14 protein-coding genes are annotated in these 13,706 nt (G+C 60.5%); 9 read left to right on the forward strand and 5 right to left on the reverse strand.

The genetic code is table 11. From position 1 onward, the window contains the following. Nucleotides 1-70: 70 nt before the first annotated feature. Nucleotides 71-913, forward strand: coding sequence for a glutathione-dependent disulfide-bond oxidoreductase (gene yghU, locus AC3WKX_RS09135; RefSeq protein ID WP_102605051.1), 843 nt, complete (start codon nucleotides 71-73; stop codon nucleotides 911-913). A 71-nt stretch (nucleotides 914-984) separates the two neighbouring features. Here the strand turns inward: yghU and AC3WKX_RS09140 are convergent, their stop codons facing one another. From AC3WKX_RS09140 to AC3WKX_RS09150, 3 genes are all read right to left on the reverse strand, one after another. Beyond that, the gene (locus tag AC3WKX_RS09140) at nucleotides 985-2,313 is read right to left on the reverse strand and encodes a cation:dicarboxylate symporter family transporter (RefSeq protein ID WP_102605052.1); all 1,329 of its coding nucleotides are present in this window, start codon (nucleotides 2,311-2,313) and stop codon (nucleotides 985-987) included. A 91-nt stretch (nucleotides 2,314-2,404) separates the two neighbouring features. Continuing rightward, nucleotides 2,405-3,613 carry a pyridoxal phosphate-dependent aminotransferase gene (locus tag AC3WKX_RS09145; RefSeq protein WP_102605053.1) on the reverse strand — a complete coding sequence of 403 codons (1,209 nt, stop codon included), beginning with the start codon at nucleotides 3,611-3,613 and terminating at the stop codon, nucleotides 2,405-2,407. An 11-nt stretch (nucleotides 3,614-3,624) separates the two neighbouring features. Beyond that, complete coding sequence (locus AC3WKX_RS09150) at nucleotides 3,625-4,290, reverse strand: RraA family protein (protein WP_003207901.1); 666 nt, start codon at nucleotides 4,288-4,290, stop codon at nucleotides 3,625-3,627. 117 nt (nucleotides 4,291-4,407) lie between these two features. Between AC3WKX_RS09150 and AC3WKX_RS09155 the strand changes: the two genes are divergently transcribed. Together AC3WKX_RS09155 and AC3WKX_RS09160 are read left to right on the forward strand one after the other, a co-directional pair. After that, the gene (locus AC3WKX_RS09155) at nucleotides 4,408-5,304 is read left to right on the forward strand and encodes a LysR family transcriptional regulator (protein ID WP_008433274.1); all 897 of its coding nucleotides are present in this window, start codon (nucleotides 4,408-4,410) and stop codon (nucleotides 5,302-5,304) included. Between the two features lie 51 nt (nucleotides 5,305-5,355). Continuing rightward, entirely contained in the window at nucleotides 5,356-6,279 is a 924-nt protein-coding gene (locus AC3WKX_RS09160) for a LysR family transcriptional regulator (RefSeq protein WP_087692928.1), read from the forward strand. On the opposite strand, the gene AC3WKX_RS09165 is transcribed toward AC3WKX_RS09160, so the two are convergent. Next, on the reverse strand, nucleotides 6,182-6,886 hold the full coding sequence (locus AC3WKX_RS09165) for a TetR/AcrR family transcriptional regulator (protein ID WP_102605054.1): 705 nt from the start codon (nucleotides 6,884-6,886) through the stop codon (nucleotides 6,182-6,184). The two genes, AC3WKX_RS09160 and AC3WKX_RS09165, sit on opposite strands and share 98 nt — an antisense overlap. Before the next feature lie 124 nt (nucleotides 6,887-7,010). Between AC3WKX_RS09165 and AC3WKX_RS09170 the strand changes: the two genes are divergently transcribed. The 4 genes from AC3WKX_RS09170 to AC3WKX_RS09185 all read left to right on the forward strand — a co-directional run bounded on the left by AC3WKX_RS09170 (nucleotide 7,011) and on the right by AC3WKX_RS09185 (nucleotide 10,764). Further along, a complete protein-coding gene (locus AC3WKX_RS09170) occupies nucleotides 7,011-8,234 on the forward strand; it encodes an MFS transporter (RefSeq protein WP_003207907.1) in 1,224 nt (407 codons plus the stop codon). A 112-nt stretch (nucleotides 8,235-8,346) separates the two neighbouring features. Beyond that, nucleotides 8,347-8,727: a type 1 fimbrial protein gene (locus AC3WKX_RS09175; protein WP_003207908.1), complete on the forward strand. Its 381-nt coding sequence runs from the start codon at nucleotides 8,347-8,349 to the stop codon at nucleotides 8,725-8,727. Nucleotides 8,728-8,749: 22 nt separating this feature from the next. Beyond that, nucleotides 8,750-9,655, forward strand: a complete 906-nt coding sequence (locus tag AC3WKX_RS09180) for a LysR family transcriptional regulator (RefSeq protein ID WP_003207910.1) — start codon at nucleotides 8,750-8,752, stop codon at nucleotides 9,653-9,655. Nucleotides 9,656-9,771: 116 nt separating this feature from the next. Further along, nucleotides 9,772-10,764, forward strand: a complete 993-nt coding sequence (locus AC3WKX_RS09185; protein WP_003207912.1) for an MBL fold metallo-hydrolase — start codon at nucleotides 9,772-9,774, stop codon at nucleotides 10,762-10,764. Between the two features lie 7 nt (nucleotides 10,765-10,771). Here AC3WKX_RS09185 and AC3WKX_RS09190 read toward each other — a convergent pair whose 3' ends face one another. Further along, nucleotides 10,772-11,695 carry a LysR substrate-binding domain-containing protein gene (locus AC3WKX_RS09190; protein ID WP_003207914.1) on the reverse strand — a complete coding sequence of 308 codons (924 nt, stop codon included), beginning with the start codon at nucleotides 11,693-11,695 and terminating at the stop codon, nucleotides 10,772-10,774. A gap of 196 nt (nucleotides 11,696-11,891) precedes the next feature. Between AC3WKX_RS09190 and AC3WKX_RS09195 the strand changes: the two genes are divergently transcribed. After that, on the forward strand, nucleotides 11,892-12,812 hold the full coding sequence (locus AC3WKX_RS09195; RefSeq protein WP_003207915.1) for an ABC transporter permease: 921 nt from the start codon (nucleotides 11,892-11,894) through the stop codon (nucleotides 12,810-12,812). Between the two features lie 7 nt (nucleotides 12,813-12,819). Continuing rightward, complete coding sequence (locus tag AC3WKX_RS09200; protein ID WP_008433279.1) at nucleotides 12,820-13,683, forward strand: ABC transporter permease; 864 nt, start codon at nucleotides 12,820-12,822, stop codon at nucleotides 13,681-13,683. The last annotated feature ends 23 nt before the right edge of the window (nucleotides 13,684-13,706 follow it).

The raw sequence follows: 13,706 nt of genomic DNA on the forward strand, positions 1-13,706 counted from the left end.
TCGAGTTTTTCGCGAGCAAGCTCGCTCCTGCCGTTAGTTGTTGTGAACATTGAATCCAAGGAGTAGTGGCATGACTGATTACGTACCGCCAAAAGTCTGGACCTGGAAGACCCAAAACGGCGGCACCTTCGCCAGCATCAACCGGCCCATTGCCGGCGCGACCCACGACAAGGAATTGCCGGTAGGCCGTCATCCGTTGCAGCTGTATTCGTTGGCAACGCCCAATGGCCAGAAGGTCACGATCCTGCTGGAAGAGCTGCTGGCCCTGGGTCACCAGGGGGCGGAATACGATGCGTGGTTGATCAAGATCGGTGACGGCGACCAGTTCGGCAGCGGCTTCGTCGGCGTGAACCCGAACTCGAAGATTCCCGCGCTGCTGGACCGCAGCGGGCCCAAGCCGATTCGGGTGTTCGAGTCGGGTGCGATCCTGCAGTACCTGGCCGAGAAGTTCGGCGCGTTCCTGCCCACCGAACCGGCGGCCCGTGCCGAATGCCTGTCGTGGTTGTTCTGGCAGATGGGCAGCGCGCCTTACCTGGGCGGTGGTTTCGGGCATTTCTATGCCTACGCGCCGACCAAGATCGAATACGCCATCGACCGCTTCGCCATGGAAACCAAGCGCCAACTGGACGTACTGGACAAGCAATTGGCCGAGCACGAATACATTGCCGGGGATGAGTACACCATCGCCGACATGGCGATCTGGCCGTGGTATGGCGGCCTGGTGAAAGGCCGCTTGTATGAGGCGGGGGAGTTTCTCTCGGTGCAGGATTACAAGCACGTCGTGCGCTGGGCCAATGCCATCGAAGCGCGGCCGGCGGTGCAGCGTGGGCGCCGGGTCAACCGTGTGTCGGGCGAGCCGTCAGAGCAACTGCGCGAGCGGCATGACGCGTCGGACCTCGACCTGCACCGTTGATAGAGCTGGCAACCCACACCTTGTGGCGAGGGGGCTTGTCCCCCGTTGGGCTGCGCAGCAGCCCTGAAAATTCACCGCGTTTTTTCAGGAAAATTCGGTGAGCTTATTGGGGCTGCTGCGCAGCCCAACGGGGGACAAGCCCCCTCGCCACAGGTTTCAGCGGTGTCTTCACGGCGTTCCCACTTGGCAATCACCAGCGGTGCCAGGGCATTGCCCAGCACGTTCAACGCGGTGGTCGGCATTTCCATCAGGCGATACACCCCGGCGATGAAGGCGATGCCCTCCAACGGCAAGCCCGCACTCGCCAGGGTCGCCGACAGAATCACGAACATGAACCCTGGCACCCCGGCCGCGCCCTTGGATGTCAGTACCATGGTCACCACCAGCAGGGCCTGGTCGCCAAGGCTCAGGTCGATGCCATACAGCTGCGCCACAAACAGCGTGCCGATCCCCAGGAACAGCGACGCACCGTCCAGGTTGAACGAATACCCCACCGGCACCACAAAGCTCACCAGTGAAGGCGGCACGCCGTAGGTTTCGAGTTTCTTCATCAGTTGCGGCATCACCGCCGCCGAACTGGCGGTGGAGAACGCCAGAATCAGTTCGTCCTTGATATGTCGCATCAACGCAAACAGGTTGATCCCGCACAGCCGCGCCACCAGGTTGAGCACCACCAGCACGAAGAATGCAATCGACACGTAGCTGACCAGGATCAGCTTGGCCAACGGCAACAGCGAGCTGAACCCGAAGTTGGCCACGGTCACCGCGATCATCCCGAACACGCCGATGGGCGAATAGGCCATGATCATCGACGTGACCTTGAACATCGCCTCCGACACCCCGCGCAGCAGGGCAATCACCGGGTCCTTGCGCTCGGCGGGCAAGCGCGAAACCCCGAGGCCAAACATCACCGCGAAGAACAGCACCGACAGCAGGCTGCCCTGGGCCATGGCGTTGATGACGTTGTCCGGGATGATCCCGACAATGATCTGCCCCAGGCTGTGGCCGCCGCCGGCGCTGCTGGTGGGCAAGGTCACGGCACTCGCTTGCAGGCTGGCCAGTTCGGTACCGGCACCCGGCTTGAGCAGGTTGCCCATCACCAGCCCGACGATGATCGCCAGGGTGGTGATGCAGAAGAAATAGCCCAGGGACTTGGCCCCGATGCGTCCCAGGGATTTACCGTCACCGTGCCCGGCAATGCCCACCACCATGCAGGCAAACACGATGGGCACGACGATCATCTTCATCAGCTTGATAAAGATATCGCCCGCCGGTTGCAGCAGGTTGTCCACCAGCCACGGCCGGGATTCGGGAAAACGGTGCAGCAGGGCGCCGATGGCGATGCCGGCGAGCAAGCCGATCAGGATTTGCCAGACCAGCGCGATGCGGGGCTTGTGCATGGGAATGCCTCATTTATATCAATGATTATGAGTGTTGTTCTAGGCAGTCAATGAGCGGCCATCCCTGGCCGCCGGGTGGGGCGGGAATCCGTCAGCGCAATCGATGGCACGCTTCATTCAGGCGACGGCAACCTTCTTCAATCACGTCAAGCGAGCTGGCGAAAGACAGGCGGATATACGGCGACATGCCGTACGCCGCGCCGCTTACGGTGGCCAGGCCGTGTTCCCGCAGCAGGTGCTCGGCCAGTTGGGTGTCACTGTCGATCCGCTCGCCGTGGGCGGTGGTCTTGCCCATCAGCCCGGCGACGTTGGCGAACACGTAGAACGCGCCATCCGGTGGCGTGAAGCTCACGCCGGGAATGTCTTCAAGCAGGCCCAGCATGCGTTCGCGGCGTTGCTGGTACACCCCGCGCATCCCGGCGATGGGCGCCTGGTCGCCGGCGAAGGCGGCAACTGCGGCAGCCTGGCTGAGAGAGCTGGGGCAGGTGGTGGTTTGCGAGAGCAGCTTGGCAATGGCCGCGATCAACCAGGTCGGACCGGCACCGAAGCCCAGGCGCCAGCCGGTCATGGCGTAGCCCTTGGAGGCGCCGTTGACGATCAGCGTGCGCGGCTTCAGGTCCGGTGCGAGTCGGGTCAGGGAAACGTGGCGGGCATCGTCGTAGACGAAATGCTCGTAGATCTCATCCGCCATGATCAGCACATGGGGATGGCGCCGCAGCACCGCGGCCAGGGCCAGCAGTTCGGCCTCGTTGTACACCGCGCCGCTGGGGTTGTTCGGGCTGTTGAGGATCACCCATTTGCTGCGCGGGGTGATCGCTTGTTCCAGGGCCTGAGGCGACAGCTTGAACCCCAGTGACTCGTCGCCGGGAATGATCACCGGCGTCGCGTCATTCAGCCGTGCGATGTCCGGGTACGACACCCAATACGGCGTGTGCACGATGACTTCGTCGCCGCGATTCAGGGTCGCCGCCAGGGCGTGATAAATGATGTGCTTGCCACCGCACCCGGCGATCACTTCGTCCAGCCCATAGTCCAGCTGGTTATCGCGCTTGAGCTTGAGGCAGATCGCCTGGCGCAGGGCGAGGGTGCCGCTGGTGGCGGTGTAGTGGGTGTCGCCACTGTGCATCGCGGCGCTGGCTGCTTCGAGGATATGCGCGGGTGTATCGAAGGCCGGCTCGCCCACGGTGAAGTTGACGATGTCCCGGCCCTGGGCGCGCAGTTCGCTGACCAGTGCATTGGCGGCGATGCTCGGGGAGGGCGCGATGCCCAGCACCCGGTCGGACAGAAAGGCAGTGCTCATGATGACTCCCCTCAGCCTGCCAGGCCGGCCTGTTGCAACACCTTGTCGATCCAGCTCTGGCGCACTGCACCGCTGGCGATTTCGGCTTTGACTTGCTCTTCATGGGCCGCGTGTTGCGCGGCCTTGCGCAGCACTTCGGCGGCGTCGGCCTGGGAGAAGGCGACCAGGCCGTCTTCGTCACCCACCAGCACATCCCCCGGGTTGATCAGCATGCCGCCGATGGACACCGGCACATTCACCTCGCCCGGGCCGGTCTTGTAGGGGCCGCAATGCACCACGCTGCGGGCGTAGCAAGGGGTGTCTTCGAAGCTCGCGACATCGCGAATCGCCCCGTCAATCACAAACCCCACGCAGCCGCGTTGCTGGGCGTAGAGCTTGACCAGTTCGCCGATCACCGCGTTGTTGGTGTCGCCCTGGGCGTCCACCACCAGCACGTGGCCCGGCTCCAGCATGCTCAGGGCCTTGTAGATCAGCAGGTTGTCGCCGGGGCGGGTTTTCACCGTGAGCGCGGTGCCCACCAGCTTGCCGGTGCGGTTGTAGCGGTTCAGCCCACGGGCACCGATGTGCCGGCCGAGGTTGTCGCTGATGTGCGGGGTGACCACGTGAGTGAAGGCTTCAAGCACTTCAGCGCAAGCCAGAGGTGGGTTGGGGAGGATGCGGGAACCGGGCAAGGACATGGCTGTAACTCCGATTGATCTTATGGGTCTGTGGCTAGATCTTAGGAGTGATGAACATACAGTTTTAGCGATATTTTATTATCTGATAGGATCGATTTTTCTCATGGGAGGTGGCCGATGATCACGTTCAAGCAAATCGACGCGTTGTACTGGATTGCCGAGCTGGGCAGTTTCGAGGCCGCGGCGAACAAGCTGAACATGTCGCAGTCGGCGATTTCCAAGCGCATCCAGGAGTTGGAAGAAACCTTCGATGTGGAGATTTTCGACCGCAGCAAACGCAATGCGCGGTTGACGGAAAAGGGCGCCGAGTTGCTCGACTACGCCAAGGACCTGCTGGAGCGTCGTGACTACATGCTGGAGCGGGTCAGCACCCGTGAAGTGCTGGTGCGCAGGTTTCGCCTGGGGGTGACGGAATTGACGGCTTTCACCTGGTTGCCGGCGCTGGTGGAGGCGTTGCGCGAGGCCTATCCCAAGGTGCAGATCGAGCCGTCGGTGGAGTTGAGCAGTGAGCTGTTTCGCAAGCTGGAGAGTGATGAGCTGGACCTGGTGATCGTGCCTGATGCCTACAGTGATTCGCGCTTCCTGAGTACGCCGCTGGGCAGTGTGGAAAACGCCTGGATGTGCGCACCGGGGTTGGTCAGCGAGGCTGATCCGGTGGGGCTTGAGGCATTGGCCGGGTATACGGTGTTGACCCAGGGTTCGCACTCGGGGACGGGGCTGATTTATGAGCGCTGGTTGGCAGCGCATGCTGTGCAGATGCCGCGCAAGTTGACCAGTCATAACCTGTTGGTGCAGGTCGGGCTGGCGCTGTCGGGGGTGGGGGTGAGTTATTTGCCCAAGGGGTGTTTGTCGCATTTGATCGAGCGCGGGGAGCTGCGCGCGCTGGTTACGGAACCGGCGCTACCGAGGGTTGGGTATGTGGCGTTGCATCGCGGGGATCGGCAGTTTGGCTTGAACCAGAATGTGGCGCAGTTGGCGGTGCAGTGTTGTGATTTTTCGCGGTTGTTGTTTTAGTTTTTCGAAGCAGTGAGCGAGTCCTTAAAGACCTACCCGGTGTAATCCATCATGAAACGCCATTTCGAAGATTTGCAGCTGGGCAGCATCGAGCTGTTCTGCCTGGCCGCCGAGGCCAGCAGCTTTACCGCCGCCGCCCAGGTGGCAGGCGTGACCCCGGCGGCGGTGAGCCGCAGCATCTCGCGGTTGGAAGAGCGCCTGGGCTCCCGGCTGTTTGTGCGCACCACCCGCAGCATCCGCCTGACCGATGGCGGCCGGACATTTTTCGAGCAATGCCGCCAGGCGCTGACGCAACTGGTGGAAGCCCAGCAGGAAATGATGGGCGCGCAATCGGTGCCGTCCGGGCTGTTGCGCATCAGCATCCCGACCACCTACGGCCATCACCGGATCCTGCCGCTGCTGCCGAAATTCCGTGCGCTGTACCCGCAAGTCAGCGTGGATATCCACATCAGCAACCGCAACATCGATTTCGTCGCCGAAGGTTATGACCTGGCCATTCGCGTGCGGGCCCAGCCGGACTCGACGCTGATTGCGCGGTTGCTGGAAGACGCCAGGCTGGTGGTGGTCGCGACGCCGGCGTACCTGAAGCGTGCCGGCACGCCCCAGGCCCTGGAGGATTTGCCGAACCACGAGTGCATCCAGTACGAATTGCCGAGCAACGGGCGGCGCATTTCCTGGCTGTTCCAGGTGGACGGCAAGGAGCGGGAGTTTGCCGGGGAAGCAGGCTACAGCTGCTCTGACGATGTGCTGGGTGGCGTAACCCTGGCCAAGCACGGCGCGGGGTTATTCCAGACCTACAAGTTCATCGTCGAGGAGGAGTTGGCCAACGGCAGCCTGGTGGAGGTCTTACAGCCTTACGGCGGGCGATCACGGCCGTTTACCTTGCTGTATCCCCACGGCCGCTATGTGCCCCATCGGGTGCGGGCGTTTGTGGATTTTCTGCTGGAGCATCGCGCCGAATGGGCGGCGCTGTAGCGGCGGATAAGTCCCAGGTCAGCATCAGTTGGCCAATGGCAGTATCGATGGCATCAGCGTCGACGCCATCCCGGGCCAGGATCGACAGGCCTTGCAGAAAACTGTCGTAGACCGTGGCCATGGCACGGGCGTTGGTCTCGGAGGGTAACTGGCCCGCCCGGATGCCGCGCTCGACACAATGCACGATGCCCGCCCGTGTGCGCTCTCGCGAATGGGTCAGCCCATGGGTGACTTGTGCGTTCTCGGGGGAGGGCGCGCTCATCACGCCCAGGGCTACCATGCAGCCTTTGGGATGCCCCTCTTCACACTGCATGCGTGCCGATTGGCGCAACGCCGTCTCGATGGCCTGGCGCGGTGGCAGGCTGTCATCCCACAGGCATTCGGTGACCTGGGCGAACGTCGCCAGATAACGCTGCACGCACTCCTGGAACAGCGCGTCCTTGGAGCCGAACGCCGCGTAGAAACTCGGCGCGGAGATGCCGCCGCCCAATCCGGCTTTCAACTGGCTCAGGGACGTCGCGTCGTAACCGTGCTGCCAGAACAGGTGCATGGCCTGTTCCACGGCCTGGTCGCGGTCGAAGGTGCGGGGGCGGCCCATCTGTGCCATGTGGAAATCCTCTCGGGTGATGAGATAAATACTAGTCGATACATAAGTCGTTGACAACGCTGCGTGGGGCGCCCAACATTTATATCGATCGGTATTTAAGTCCTCTCGCTCAAGGAGTTTCCCTGTGACCCCCTCAACCACCTTATCGGCAGACGCCGTTCCCGACCGCTTGCCCGTCGGCGCCTTGCTCGCCCTGGCCATGACAGGTTTCATCTGCATCGTCACCGAAACCCTGCCGGCGGGCCTGTTGCCGCTGATCAGCGATGGGCTGGGAGTTTCAGCGTCCATGGCCGGGCAGATGGTCACCGCGTATGCGCTGGGCTCGGTGCTGGCGGTGATCCCGCTGACCATCGCGACTCGCGGCTGGCGTAGACGCAATGTGCTGCTGCTGACCATCGTCGGTTTTCTGCTGTTCAATTCGATCACCGCGCTGTCGTCCCACTACGGGCTGACGCTGCTGGCGCGATTCCTTGCGGGGATGGCAGCGGGGCTGGCCTGGAGTTTGTTGGCCGGCTATGCGCGGCGCATGGTTGAGCCACATCAGCAGGGCAAGGCGTTGGCGCTGGCCATGGTAGGAACGCCGATTGCCCTGTCACTTGGCGTACCGCTGGGCACCTGGCTGGGTGGGCTGGTGGGCTGGCGCACCACGTTCGGGATCATGTCGGCACTGACCCTGGTGTTGATTGTCTGGGTACTGGTGAAAGTGCCGGATTATCCCGGCCAGTCGGCCCATCAGCGCATGCCGTTGCGCAAGGTGCTGACCACGCCGGGTGTGCGGCCAGTGCTGGCGGTGGTGATCTCATGGATGCTCGCCCATAACATTCTCTATACCTACATCGCGCCGTTCGTGGCTCCGGCGGGCTTGGTGGACCGTGTGGATCTGGTGTTGTTGGTGTTTGGTATAGCGGCGCTGCTCGGGATTTGGGTGACTGCCCGGTTGGTGGATGTGGCGTTGCGCAAGACGGTGCTGGTCAGCCTGGCGGGCTTTGCGGCGACGTGTTTGGCGTTCGGTTTTCTGGCGCAGGTGCCGGGCGTTATTTACCTCGGCGTGGCGGTGTGGGGCTTGAGTTTTGGCGGCGCTGCGACGTTGCTGCAAACCGCACTGGCGGATGCGGCAGGCGATGGAGCGGACGTGGCACTGTCGCTGAACGTGGTGGCATGGAACAGCGCGATCGCCGGAAGCGGCGTGGTGGGTGGCGTGTTGCTGGATACCTGGGGCGTGGCGTCTTTCCCATGGGCAATGTTGGTGTTGCTGGCGGTGGGCTTCGCGATTGTGTGGTGCGCGCGACTCCATGGCTTCAAGCCGGGGCACCGGGCCCACGGTAAACCTGTGGTTGGCGGGCACTGATATTTCCAAAGTCTTTGGAAAAACCGCTTCTAACATCAGACAAATCTTAAAATAACCTGCTGCTCGGCCGATATCCCGGGGCATAGGCTTTATCACCCCCGGGAGTATCGGCATGCGCATCAAGAGAATGTCTGCAATCCATGTTGGCCTGTTGTTCAGCCTGTCCGGTGCCTGCATGGCCGCGAGCCCGGTGGGGCAGGGAGTCATCTCGTTTCACGGCAGCATCGTCGAAGCGTCTTGCACACCGCTCGCCGTGGCCAACGGGATGAAACTCAACAATTGCCCTACGTCCGCACGCGGCAGCGCCATCAGCGTGCGCAGTGTGCAACCGGTGGGCTCGGTCACGGCCCTCGACCACAGCGCCGTGAACGTGAAGCTGGTCGCCGACAGTGGCCGGGGAGACCGCTATTACCAGCAGCAATATGCGTTGGTGGATGGCCAAGGGAGGCCTGTGACGTCGGGGCAGTATCTGATTACATTAACGTCACCTTGAGAGATGGCAGTGGATCAACCCGATGAACCTGACTGGACACAACCTCGCGCTCCTGACTTCCCTCAGCGTCTTGCTTGAGGAGAGGAACGTCACGCGGGCGGCGGCGAAGCTCAACCTGACGCAGTCGGCGTTATCCGCGCAGTTGTCGCGGTTGCGTGACCTGTTCGGCGACCCTTTATTGATGCCTGCTCAGTCCGGAAAAGGCATGGTGCTGACAGCACGTGCCGAACATTTGCGTCAGCCGTTGCGCCAGGCGTTGCAGGTACTGGGGACGGTGGTCGGTGACCTTCCATGCTTTGATCCTGCCAAGTCGGACCGGACCTTTGTGATTGGCGCGAACGATAACGCCGCTGCGATCGTCGCGCCCCGGCTGGTGCAGCTTGTGCAGGCTGCGAGTCCTGGGGGCATCCGGGTTTCGATACGTGCGATCGACCAGGTGTTGCTTGGCGATCAGTTGGAAAGCGGCGAGATTGACGTCGCGCTGGTATCACACAGCCGTATCGGGAACCTGTCGCACGAGTTGCTGCTGCAGGAAGAATTCAAGATGGCCCAGCGCGCCGATCACCCTCGCGGATCCGCGCCACCAACGCTGGAGGAATACCTGGGCCTGGAGCATGTGGTGGTGTCGGGTGCCGTGAACAGCTTTCACGGTTTTATTGATGATGTGCTCGCGCAGAAGGGGCGTGCGCGCCGTGTCGCGGTGTCGGTGCCTTACTACAGCATCGTTCCATTGCTGCTGCAGAACAGCGACTGTGTAAGTGTGCTTCCGTCCCGTTTCCTGAGCCGTTATGAGCGCTCGCTGGCGGCCCTTGCTCTGCCCCTCGAGGTGCGCGACTTCAGTTTGTTCTCTGCCTGGCATCCACGGTTCGACAAGGACCTGGCACATCTCTGGTTGCGCGAACAACTCAAGCTCTGCGTGCTTTCCTGACGACATCAGGCCCTGGCAGGTATCTACGCCACACATACCTGGCATGCGGAGTTTCGATTTCAACTATAAAAAACGCTTGAATAGGATGCCGCCGATTCCAACTGGAGAGCTGCACCATGACCAAGCTGACATTTACCCGCGTGTTGAATTACACGGCCCTTGCTGCTGCCCTGGCACTGGGAGCCATCGCGGCACCGGCGGTGGCAGTTGCCGCCGCGCCCCAAGTCAAAACCCAGGCCCCTGGTTACTATCGCACGATGCTTGGAGATTTTGAGGTCACCGCGCTGAGTGACGGCACCATCGATGCACCGTTCGACAAATTGCTGAATGAGCCGGCTGCCAAGACCACTACCGCACTGCGCAAGGCGTTCCTCGGGGTGCCCACCGAGACCTCGACGAACGCGTATCTCGTCAATACCGGCACTCGGCTCATCCTGATCGATACCGGCGCTGGTGCGCTCTTCGGGCCGACCCTGGGCAAGCTCGCGGCCAACCTGCAGGCAGCCGGCTACAAGCCGGAGCAGGTCGATGACATCCTTCTCACGCACATGCACCCGGACCACGTGGGTGGGCTGGTTGCCGAAGGGGTGATGGTGTTTCCGAACGCCACGGTACACGCCGACAAGCGTGACGCCGATTACTGGCTCTCGCCGGCGAGGCTGGAGCCTGCCTCGGCCGACGCCAACAGCTTCGTACCCGAGTTCGCGAAGGGTGCAATGGCTTCCTTGAACCCGTATATCGCGCTTGGAAAGTTCCAGCCTTTCCAGGGCAGCGGGGAGATCCTGCCGGGGTTCAAGGCGCTGTCCAGCTATGGCCATACCCTGGGGCACACCAGCTACCTGGTTGAGAGCAAAGGCCAGAAGATGATTGTCGCCGGTGATCTGATCCACGCCGGTGCCGTGCAGTTTGCCGACCCGTCGGTGACTATCGAGTTTGATACGGACAAGAAAGCCGCCACCACTGCCCGCGAGACCGTGTTCAGCCTGGCTGCGAAAGAGGGCGCGCTGGTCGGCGCGGCGCACCTCTCGTTTCCCGGCCTGGGGCATTTGCGTGGTCAGGGCGCCGCGTGGCAATGGGTGCCGCTGAATTACTCAACCGAACTGAAGTGACTCGCGATTAGTACGCTTCACGGGGAATCATGGAAATAAACTCCGACCTGAAGATACCTTCCATGACCTGCATGAAATCCGAGGCGAGCTTGGAGCGCTGCTGGTGACCCGGAAATACCATCGAAACCTCGAAGGGTATGTCCTGGTCCAGCGGTCTGAACGTAAGGCCCGGGTATTTCGAGTAGGAGGCGGTGAATGGATCACACACGGTGATGCCGAGCCCCCCGGACACCATTCCGCAGGCGGAGTGCGCGGCGGTGGTTTCAACGCTGGAGACGCCTGCAACACCCCGAGCCTCCATGGCTGATGTGATGCGTCGCTGCAAAGGATTGTTGGCGTTCAGGGTAATCAGGCGTCGCCCGTGCAAATCCTCCAGGGTCACCACGTCTTTGGTGGCCAACATATCGTTGGCCGGCATCACGCACACCGCGCTGATGGGTGGCAGGTTGATCACCTGGATCCCGGGATATTCCCCTGAAGGAATCTGCACAAAACCAATATCGATCTGGTTGGCAGACGTCAGTTCCAGGATGCCCACCGAGTTGCGCACATCCAACGAGGTTCTGACCTCGGGGTGCTTTCGCGCGAATCGGCATACCCCCTCAGCCACCACACTGAGCCCCAGCGTGCTCATTGAACTGATCCTCAATGTGCCGGTGCGCAGCGTCACAAGGTCCTCTGCAACCCGCTCGATGCGTTCTATGCCTTGATAAAACTTGTCCACCTCCGCGTACAACACCTGTGCTTCCGCCCCGGGAATGAGGCGATTGCCTTCACGGCGAAACAGTCGAAGGGAAAGGACCATTTCGAGGTCGCGGATGAGCCGGCTGATGGCCGGTTGACTGACCTGAAGTGCCTCGGCGGCGATAGTCATGCTTCCGGTGAGCATGACCGCCCTGAAAGCTTCCAATTGGCGAGGATTGAGTTTCATTGTGGCTCTCGATCGAATGTTGGAGGGCGCATTTTTGCGAGCGTATAACATTTTGTTATGTGCGTCCAACCTGTTACCGGTTTGCTATAAGCATGTAACGGCGCGATGATTTAGTTGCGTGGTTTTACCAAAGAAAAGCCGTTCCCGTTATTAATATCGGGTGCCGCTTAAGTAAAAATAAAAAAGAGGATAGCGCGTGCTGAATTATACCGTCCGCAGGTTGTTACTTCTGCTTCCGATGCTGCTGGGAGTCTCCATTGTGGTCTTCCTGGTCATGCACTTTATTCCGGGAGATCCTGCGCAGCTGGCAGCAGGTCCGGATGCAACAGCGGAAGATGTTGCGCAAATAAGGCAAAACTACGGATTGGATAAGCCGCTAATCAATCAATACCTTATTTATGTCAGGAAAGTTGTCGTGGGTGATTTTGGCGAGTCATTCCAGACATTCACGCCCGTGCTCGAAGGTATAGCCAGAACTCTTCCCGCCACGATTGAACTGACCGCTGCCGGAATGTTGCTTGCCGTCATCATTGGCGTTCCCCTCGGTATTGCGGCCGCTTTGAAGCCCAGAGGCTTCCTTGATAGTTCGCTGACCACCGTTGCAGTTCTGGGCATATCAATGCCTGGCTTCTTTCTGGGACTGATATTGATGCTGATCTTTTCAGCCAACCTCGGATGGTTGCCGCCGACCGGCAGAGGCGGGCTGCAACACCTGATATTACCGGCCTTGACACTTGGTTTGCCGTATGTTGCAACTTTTTCACGGCTGGCCCGATCCACCATGATGGATGTGCTGAGGGAAGATTATATTCGTACTGCCTATGCGAAAGGTGTACCGAGTTACAAGGTAGTACTCAAGCATGCACTTTCCAATGCGGCTATTCCATTGGTGACAGTATTCGGTATGGACTTCGGCCGGTTACTGGGTGGCGCGGTTATTGTCGAGACAGTATTTGCCTGGCCGGGAATGGGGCGGCTCTTGATTGATGCAATCATGGCTCGGGATATTTATGTCGTCCAAGGCACAGTTCTTGTGTTTGCCGCGGTGGTGGTAATTATCAACTTAATGGTGGATTTGGTTTATGGCGTCCTCGACCCTCGCGTCACTTACAACTGAGGCCGATATGAAACTTCCGAAAAAATATCGGTTGGGCTTTGTCAGTTTCCTTATTTCCAATAAGCGCTGGTTCGCGTTTGCTTCATTGATCGTGATCCTGGTGATGGTTGCTGCGGCGATAGCTGCCCCTTTGTTGTTTGATTGGGATTCGGTCACCAAGATCAACTTATCAACGTCCCTTGTCGAGCCCGGTGCAAGTTCCTGGCTCGGCACGGACCAATTGGGCCGTGACTTGTTGGGTCGAGTCGTGTGGGGGGCACGAATTACGCTCACCGTCGCAGTTTCAAGTGTCAGCATTGCGATGGTCATTGGCATCGCTTTAGGTGCGGCGTGTGGCTATTACAACGGCGCCATCGCCGGGGTGGTGATGCGGGTCATGGACTCGATGATTGCATTTCCCCGGACACTGGTTGCCATTCTGGTCATCACGGTGGCGGGCAACAGCATAGTAAGCCTGACACTGGCCATCGCCATTTCAACGATCCCGATTTACGTGCGTTTCTTTGCCGGGCCGGTCATGGCATTGAGAAACCGCGAGTTTGTATTGGCCTCCAAGTCGATTGGCGTCAGCGATCTGCGGCTGCTGCTGATACATATCCTGCCGAATATCGGTTCGCTGGTCATTATCCAGGCCACCGTCTCGCTGGCTGAAGCAATCCTCATTGGTTCCGGGCTCAGCTTTCTGGGGCTTGGCCCGCCGCCGCCCACCCCGGAGTGGGGCTCGATGATTGCCGAGTCGCGGCCGTTATTGACCACCCATCCCTACGTATTGATTGCGCCCGGATTTGCACTGGTTTTGACCATATTGAGTTTCAACATTGTGGGGGATGCGTTGCGAGACTATATCGACCCGAAATCACGTAACGCATAAATGAGTTCGGCGCGGTTAAACAC

The sequence above is a fragment of the Pseudomonas sp. GP01-A4 genome, assembly GCF_058780865.1.

Excerpts from the sequence above, each read along its gene's own strand:
- yghU (WP_102605051.1), top strand. The coding sequence starts at position 71 with ATGACTGATTACGTACCGCCAAAAGTCTGGACCTGGAAGACCCAAAAC.
- AC3WKX_RS09150 (WP_003207901.1), bottom strand. The coding sequence starts at position 4,290 with ATGTCCTTGCCCGGTTCCCGCATCCTCCCCAACCCACCTCTGGCTTGC.
- AC3WKX_RS09155 (WP_008433274.1), top strand. The coding sequence starts at position 4,408 with ATGATCACGTTCAAGCAAATCGACGCGTTGTACTGGATTGCCGAGCTG.
- AC3WKX_RS09165 (WP_102605054.1), bottom strand. The coding sequence starts at position 6,886 with ATGGCACAGATGGGCCGCCCCCGCACCTTCGACCGCGACCAGGCCGTG.
- AC3WKX_RS09190 (WP_003207914.1), bottom strand. The coding sequence starts at position 11,695 with ATGAAACTCAATCCTCGCCAATTGGAAGCTTTCAGGGCGGTCATGCTC.
- AC3WKX_RS09200 (WP_008433279.1), top strand. The coding sequence starts at position 12,820 with ATGAAACTTCCGAAAAAATATCGGTTGGGCTTTGTCAGTTTCCTTATT.
- AC3WKX_RS09160 (WP_087692928.1), top strand. The coding sequence starts at position 5,356 with ATGAAACGCCATTTCGAAGATTTGCAGCTGGGCAGCATCGAGCTGTTC.
- AC3WKX_RS09180 (WP_003207910.1), top strand. The coding sequence starts at position 8,750 with ATGAACCTGACTGGACACAACCTCGCGCTCCTGACTTCCCTCAGCGTC.
- AC3WKX_RS09175 (WP_003207908.1), top strand. The coding sequence starts at position 8,347 with ATGCGCATCAAGAGAATGTCTGCAATCCATGTTGGCCTGTTGTTCAGC.
- AC3WKX_RS09145 (WP_102605053.1), bottom strand. The coding sequence starts at position 3,613 with ATGAGCACTGCCTTTCTGTCCGACCGGGTGCTGGGCATCGCGCCCTCC.
- AC3WKX_RS09185 (WP_003207912.1), top strand. The coding sequence starts at position 9,772 with ATGACCAAGCTGACATTTACCCGCGTGTTGAATTACACGGCCCTTGCT.
- AC3WKX_RS09140 (WP_102605052.1), bottom strand. The coding sequence starts at position 2,313 with ATGCACAAGCCCCGCATCGCGCTGGTCTGGCAAATCCTGATCGGCTTG.